The following is a 7221-nucleotide window of genomic DNA, read 5'->3' as shown; positions in this document are numbered from 1 at the left end:
GAGAAACTTAGAGTTGCTTGAGCCGTATGAGTGGAAACGCTCACGTACGGTTCTTAGGGGGGAAAGCTCCTGTAAGGGAGCTGACCTACCCGATCGACCGTCAGACTTGGAACAGCGGGACGGTCGGGGCATTCGCAAGGGCAATGAAATTGCGAAGCTATATGCGGATAATAAAGTAGATGTACTTATCTATGCTGTGGAAAAATCGTTAGATGCGTACAAGTTCGGTTTACTTCACAACAAGCAGCTTTTCATTCGCCAGTTGAAAAATAATTCACTGGGTAGCCGTACTATCGACGAGGGAAGTATGGACGAAAAAGGCGGTATGAACTTCTCTGAATATGTGGCAATTCTTTCCGGCAATACCGAATTACTGGAGAAAGCACGATTGGAAAAGAAAATCGCTTCTTTGGAATCCGAACGACAGGCATTCATGCGTGGCAAGTCATCATCACGTTACAAATTGGAGGATATTATATCCAATGTAGAGCAAAACAACGGGTTTATTAGCCGTATATCCAAAGATATTGAAGCGTTTAACACCCGTGTTCAGCATCAGCCGGACGGTATTACCCGCCTGAATCCTGTTCAGTTAGACGGATTACAGGGCAGTAACCCAAAAGAAGTCGGGCTGAAGCTAAATGAAATAGCCGACAAAGCCCGCACACATGGAGCGCATGAGAAAATTGGTACACTTTACGGTTTTGATTTAATGGTAAAATCTGAAACCACTAATAAAGATGGCTTCGATGTTATACAAAATCGTTTCTTTATTAAGGGAGAGGGCAATATTCTCTACAATTATAATCACGGGGTAATGGCTACTGATCCGAAGACCGCAGCACAAAATTTCCTGAATGCACTCGATACCATGCCTAAACTTTTGGAGAAGTATCAAGCGGATAATGAGAAGTTGCAAAAGGATATACCTGTACTGAAAGAAGTAGTCGAAGGTACTTGGCGTAAGGAACCGGAACTGAAAACCCTGAAAGACGAGTTAATAAAGTTGGATAGGGAAATTCAGCTCTCACTTACTCCAATCAGTGAAACTGAAGGACAAGCGGAAACTGTACCTGATAAGACTGTTTCTACTACCAATCAGAACCAGTCGCAAGGCAAGACCGAAACATCGACTGTTCGGGATGCACCATTGCCAAATACTTTGCAGGGAGTTAAAGAAATAATGGGCGATAGGCTTGTTATTGCATCGGTGGGTGGTAGTCCGCCGAAAGTGGATAAAAAGGATTCTTCTAAAAATTTCAAACTGTAAAAATAAAGCCCGTGCCTGTCATCACGACGGTACGGGCTTTTGAATATAAATTCATAAAAACTATAAATATGGAAATAGTAATGCCCTCACGGGTTTTTCTTATTGTTGCCCCTTTTCTTGTTAAAGTTTTCCCTGATGAAAATATGAACATCACTTTCTTTGTAGTATGTCTTATGATAAACTGTCTGAAAAGGCAGTTCTCCGGTACTACGATAGCGTTGCAGGGTGCGTTTACTTACATTAAGCAACATGCACAAATCCTGATTATCAAGCAAAATTTCTCCATCTAACATATTCCTACGTTTACTCATTTTATCAAGTATTTTATCTATTTTGTCGAAGCGATCCATGATACGCTCCATCCATGCTTCAAAATTTTCTCTATCTATATACATAGTATTTCGTTTTTAGATGATATGCCCTATCATAAAGTAGTTTTGATTGGACGGATCTTTTATAATTATATCTTTCTCTCGCATATATTTAATATAGCTTTTGGCGGTACGTTCCTTTACATCCATTATCTGCTGTATGCGGTCGCATAGGTCTATATAGGTCAGATGCCTTTGTGAATCGAATATCTCACGGGCAACTGTCGCCAGTTCTTTCTCTTTCCTTTTTTCTTTTTCCTCTCGTGGTTTTTCTCCGATATATATGTGCATACCTAATTCTTTATCCCACGAAAACTGCATTAAAGGAACGTCGAGAGGACTGCCGTCCCTTACTTTGAGCGCCTTCACCACTGATATTGACGGATCGCTGTCAAGTTCTATACTAAGGATTGCAGCAGCTTTGCGTTGTAATTCCGAACCAAGATGCCCACGCAATTTCAAGCCATTGGGTACATAATGAAGCACACATATAATACAGGTACGGTATATTCCTGCCAACCTGTATAGTTCATCCATAATCCTGATGCTTTCAACTTCGTCATTTGCCGATGACACTAAATCTGCTATCCCGTCAATGACAACTAAGCGAATGCCCTCATATTCGTAATGGTACTTATCCATACTCTGAACAATAGCTTGTAACCGTTCTTTTCGGGACATTCCCGTAAGAGAAAAAGCCCGTAGTTCTTCCGGTTTTTCTTCCAGTTTAGCACGCTTTAAAAGATTTGATACATTTTTGAAAAGCTGTACTTCCGATTGTTCCGTATCATAGAGCAAAACCGCTTTATGGTCGGAATTATCCCGTACATCAACGCCTAACGTATCAATGGGACGATTGTCGTTTCTTATCGAACCTGCAATCAGGGCAGCAACATAGTTGCTTTTTCCTGTGCCTTCACCGCCAGTAATACAAAGTATGTTACCCTGTGTGCCCAGTGGTACGTCGCCGGCAGATATAACTTCTTCTGCTTTTGCCGGAGGATTGTTAAAATCAATTTCGCATGATTTCAGCATGGTCATTGTTTCATTATATAGGTTATCAAGAAAATCGAGAAATAATTGTCGGAACTCTTTCCGGCTATTACCCTTACTGAAATAGTCGGTAATATCTTTGTCCTTTTTTTCTCCCGAAAGTGGGAGTACAAGACGTTTAACACCATATTCGGACAATGCCTTTTCATGCTTCACCGCACTATCTGTTCCTGTTTTATCTGCATCATAGAGCAGTACAATATGTTTAAACCGGAATGTCAGTTTGTAGATGATCCCTGTCGGGATTATAGAGGTTTCACTATTAAAGCAGATAGCGTGGAATCCATGAGCGGCAAGTGTCATCACGTCTTTTTCTCCGCCGGTGATAAACAGCGTATCTCCTTTGGCGGGTAATTGCTCCAGTCCGAAACAGTAATTCTCCCCGATATTACCACCATATAAAAAACGGACTTCCGAAAACGGACGGTAAATCTTCACATACCGTTTACTCATATATCCGAAAATAGGCTCATTTTCTGATGAAGTATAGTAGAATGGTTTATTGTCTTTATTTTCGCTTCTAAATTCTTTCAGGGAAACTGTTTTGTAGTATTTCAATATTTCGGGCGTAATACCTGATTGCTTCCAAAAATCCAGTTCTTTTTGAGTGAATTTTTGTTGAATGATATTATACGGTTTGTTTTTGGGTAGTTCAGGCGTAGGCTGTTGTTTGTTCGATGTGATTGGCTGCGGAGTATGAGAGTAATCGGAATCACCCAGTCCTAATGCCATATCCCTGTTTATTGTCTTTAATATTTCGACAAAATCAGCTCCATTGCTACAATCCAAACCGTTCAATCTTCCAACGAAGAAAAAGCAATCGCCACTGTAATCGTCATTGCCGAAATCCTTAATTTTATAAACGCCATTACGACGGTCAAAATATACATTGCACGATGCTTTACGGTCTTCATACAAAGGATTAAGGAAATTACGTCCTGTTTTCCATTGGACTGGGATATAGTGTTTGAATACGTCCAAACCGTTATTCGTCCGTCTTAATAATTCGTCTTTGTTGAGCATGGAGTTTATGATTATTTATAAGGTCATTCATACATTCATCGGTGCTGCGGATTCTTTTCTCAGTAAGCATCCGTTTTATTTCAGCAATGGTATAATATGATTTGCCGGAGATAATGGAATAAGAAATCATCCGGTTACTTCGCAAACGTTGAAGTGTTCGTTCGCTGATTTTGAGAAAGGTGCAAACTTCGTAACTGTCCACCCACATTTCGTCCGGGTTGGTAGTATCATCATCCTGATGATCTATCACGAATTTCGCTATGGCATTAATTTTGGAAACTAATTCTTTGTATGCCTGTGATTCTATTGTAATGACATCCATAATTGCTACTTATTGAATTGATGCAAAGTTCGGAAGTTGCAAAAACGTAGAATGACAAGTTGCTATAACTATTTTTGAAATTTCATTCTAAATATCTAATAATCAGAATGTTTTAGTTTTGTTTTTTTAGGAATGTAAAGTGAGAATCTTTACATTGGGTATTTTTGGAAGAAAAAGACGTAAAAAAGCCCTGAAAATGATAGTTTTTCAGGGCTAAAAGAGGGAAAATCCGTTAAGATAAACTTTATATCATCTTTATATTGATTTTCTCATAACTTATTGATAATGAATTGATTTTTATAATTACTTCTGCTGTTTTTTTATTGACCACCTGACATTTTACCTGTTATCGTCATCATCCATTTTTTTGTTAAGGCTATCTCGCAATGAATCAAGATATAAAGTCCGGCTTTCTTTCCGGTTTCTGATATTCAAATAGATGCGGTAAAACTCTCCGGCATCGGTATTGAAAACATTACAGAAATAATCTATCAACTCTTTAATATCAATGTTTCCATAATTTATGCTTCCTTTTGCATATATAGCATAAATCAGTTCGACAAGTTCTGTTTTAGTTCCTGTCCAAGTATGTTTTATACGGGGAAATTTAGAGTTATCCATTTCGTTTTCAGGATGTTTTTCCAGTTTATTTAATTCAGCATTGAGATAAATACGGAGCATCTCATTGGCTAATATTTTAGAAACTTTGTAATCAAAACTGGTAGAAAAATTATTATCCCTTTCAAAGTAGAAGCAATCTACATTAAGTTCAATATTCGGCTCTACCCGAAGAAAATAATAACGGTCAAGATGAGTCTTCTCTGTCCTGTAATACTGGTAGAAATCTAAGTTTTTATCAAAATAATCTTTTATCCTGTCTAATTCCCTTATTATATAATTTTTCTGTGCCGTATCACTTCCAGTCGGTCGATTAGTTTCTATCTTATAAATCTCCGAGTAATAGATTAATTTGCTGAAAAGTTGGGGTTTGTACTCTTTAAAAAAACATATTTCTTCATCATCACTTTTGAACTTATAATCGTTCAGTTTCATCTTTAGCTGTTGCATAATTCCTTTTAGCAACAAAACTGCTTTTTTAGCTTTTCTTAAAGAGGCTTCTTCTTCCAGTTCAATAGCTTCAAGCTGATCATTCACTTTTTCGATTATAGTATTGACGTGTTTATTCATAAGGCTATATTTTAGGTACAAACCCCAACAGGGCATAATTAAAATTTCATTTTCAAAATCCTAATAGCGTTCAATATCGCCAATAACGATACCCCAACATCAGCAAATACCGCTTCCCATAAGGTTGCAACACCTCCTGCACCCAAAATCAACACAATGAGCTTTACACCAAAAGCCAGACTTATATTCTGTATAACAATTCGGCGTGTAGCTTTGCCTATTGTTATAGCCGTTGCTATCCGGCTCGGTTGGTCTGTCTGAATAATAACGTCTGCCGTTTCTATGGCAACGTCGCTACCCAGTCCACCCATTGCAATGCCTACGTCGCTCATGGCAAGAACAGGCGCATCGTTTATCCCATCGCCTACAAAAGCAATGTTATTACCCGGATCGGACTTCAACTGCTCTACATACTCAACCTTTCCTTCGGGCAGCAGATCGCCATGCGCTTGCGTAACGTTCAACTCTGTGGCAAGCTGCGAAACGATGGCCTGTTTATCTCCTGACAGCATTACAATATTCTTAATTCCTAACTCACGCAAAGCGTTCACGGCTGTAGCTGCATCCTCTTTCGGAGCATCGGCTACCAGAATATATCCGGAATAGATGCCATTGATAGCGCAAACAACAATCGTTTCGGGTATAGTCGCTATTTCCGGCGGGAACTCTACATTGTTTTTTATCAATAATTTAGGATTACCCACAAGAACTATTTTACCATTGATAGAAGCCTGTAAGCCGTGCCCTGCGATTTCATTCACAATCTCCGGCTTAATTACTTCGATATTCTGCTCTTTTGCATATTCCACAATAGCTTTCGCTATGGGATGCGTACTTTGCGTTTCAACCGAAGCCACTAAATTCACAAGGTCTGTTTCGAGCAGAAAATCTGCCGGAACAATCTTTTGTACCTTGAAAACTCCCTGTGTCAGTGTTCCGGTTTTATCCATCACCACCGTATTTACTTTGGTAATGGCTTCCAAATAGTTGCTTCCTTTAAATAGTATTCCTTTACGGCTTGCCGCCCCGATACCACCAAAGTAGCCCAACGGTATGCTGATAACCAAAGCACACGGGCAGGAAATAACGAGGAATACCAATCCACGATAAACCCAGTCGTACAACACAAAATTGAATGCCGGATTAATAGCAGAGTATGCCAGTGGTAATAACACTATAAGCGCAGCCAGTGCCACCACTATCGGAGTATAGATGCGGGCAAATTTGCGTATGAACTGTTCTGCGGGTGCCTTTTTTTCTGTGGCGTTCTGAACAAGGTCAAGAATACGAGCCAAAGCACTCATACCAAATGGTTTCGTTACTTCAATTCTTGAAACATTGTCGGTAAGTATCATACCTGCAAATACGTCCTCATTTTTCCGTATCGTTCTGGGAACACTCTCTCCAGTTAATGCCGAAGTATTAAAAGATGCCGATTCATTCAGTAAAATTCCGTCAAGAGGCACTCTTTCGCCTACCTTGACTTCCACAATATCACCTACATTTACATTCTCCGGCGACATTATTTCAGTTTTATCCATCTTAATAACTGTCGCTGTTTCTGGTCGGACATCAAGTAATGCACTAATGCTCCTTTTTGCACGGTTTACCGCTGCATCCTGAAAGAGTTCGCCTACGGCATAGAACAGCATTACTGCAACGCCTTCGGGGTATTCTCCGATAAAGAACGCCCCGATGGTAGCTATACTCATCAATGTAAACTCGCTGAATACGTCTTTCTGGCGAATGGCTTCCCATGCTTCTTTTATCACCGGTAAGCCTACCGGAATATAAGCGATGATATACCATGCGAGTTGTACCCACTTATCGGCAAAGAACGAAAGCCCGACAGCGGAAAAGATGATGCCTGCAATCAGCATCACAAAGGAGATAGCCGCCCGGATGTAACCTCTTTTCTGTGAGGTATCCATTTCCTGTTTGGTCTTGTCTATAACACAAGCCCCATCATTGCAATTTCCCATAATTATTTTAAT

Annotated in this window: 5 protein-coding genes and 1 pseudogene; 1 reads left to right on the top strand and 5 read right to left on the bottom strand. The window is 39.7% G+C overall.

What is annotated here, in order from left to right; all coding sequences use genetic code 11:
* Positions 1 to 1270 (top strand): annotated as a pseudogene (locus D0T85_RS18990) (DNA methylase); the annotation flags it as partial.
* An 86-nt stretch (positions 1271 to 1356) separates the two neighbouring features.
* Here D0T85_RS18990 and D0T85_RS18985 read toward each other — a convergent pair.
* The 5 genes from D0T85_RS18985 to D0T85_RS18965 form a co-directional block, all read right to left on the bottom strand.
* On the bottom strand, positions 1357 to 1665 hold the full coding sequence (locus D0T85_RS18985; protein ID WP_129733338.1) for a helix-turn-helix domain-containing protein: 309 nt from the start codon (positions 1663 to 1665) through the stop codon (positions 1357 to 1359).
* 12 nt (positions 1666 to 1677) lie between these two features.
* Positions 1678 to 3717 carry an AAA family ATPase gene (locus tag D0T85_RS18980; RefSeq protein WP_163176179.1) on the bottom strand — a complete coding sequence of 680 codons (2040 nt, stop codon included), beginning with the start codon at positions 3715 to 3717 and terminating at the stop codon, positions 1678 to 1680.
* The gene (locus D0T85_RS18975; protein ID WP_129733340.1) at positions 3680 to 4039 is read right to left on the bottom strand and encodes a helix-turn-helix domain-containing protein; all 360 of its coding nucleotides are present in this window, start codon (positions 4037 to 4039) and stop codon (positions 3680 to 3682) included. Before D0T85_RS18975 ends, D0T85_RS18980 begins: the two co-directional genes overlap by 38 nt.
* 339 nt (positions 4040 to 4378) lie before the next feature.
* Complete coding sequence (locus D0T85_RS18970; RefSeq protein ID WP_163176180.1) at positions 4379 to 5227, bottom strand: RteC domain-containing protein; 849 nt, start codon at positions 5225 to 5227, stop codon at positions 4379 to 4381.
* A gap of 38 nt (positions 5228 to 5265) precedes the next feature.
* Positions 5266 to 7209, bottom strand: a complete 1944-nt coding sequence (locus tag D0T85_RS18965) for a heavy metal translocating P-type ATPase (RefSeq protein WP_129733342.1) — start codon at positions 7207 to 7209, stop codon at positions 5266 to 5268.
* Positions 7210 to 7221: the final 12 nt, after the last annotated feature.

Origin of the sequence: Bacteroides sp. 519 (assembly GCF_010500955.1) — a bacterium.
GTDB lineage: Bacteria > Bacteroidota > Bacteroidia > Bacteroidales > Bacteroidaceae > Bacteroides.
Note: the sequence above shows the minus strand (reverse complement) of the source record. Positions and strands in the feature narration are given on the sequence as shown.

What these genes read in the sequence shown, in the direction of transcription:
- D0T85_RS18985 (WP_129733338.1), bottom strand. Translation starts at nt 1,665, where the DNA reads ATGTATATAGATAGAGAAAATTTTGAAGCATGGATGGAGCGTATCATG.
- D0T85_RS18970 (WP_163176180.1), bottom strand. Translation starts at nt 5,227, where the DNA reads ATGAATAAACACGTCAATACTATAATCGAAAAAGTGAATGATCAGCTT.
- D0T85_RS18980 (WP_163176179.1), bottom strand. Translation starts at nt 3,717, where the DNA reads ATGCTCAACAAAGACGAATTATTAAGACGGACGAATAACGGTTTGGAC.
- D0T85_RS18965 (WP_129733342.1), bottom strand. Translation starts at nt 7,209, where the DNA reads ATGGGAAATTGCAATGATGGGGCTTGTGTTATAGACAAGACCAAACAG.
- D0T85_RS18975 (WP_129733340.1), bottom strand. Translation starts at nt 4,039, where the DNA reads ATGGATGTCATTACAATAGAATCACAGGCATACAAAGAATTAGTTTCC.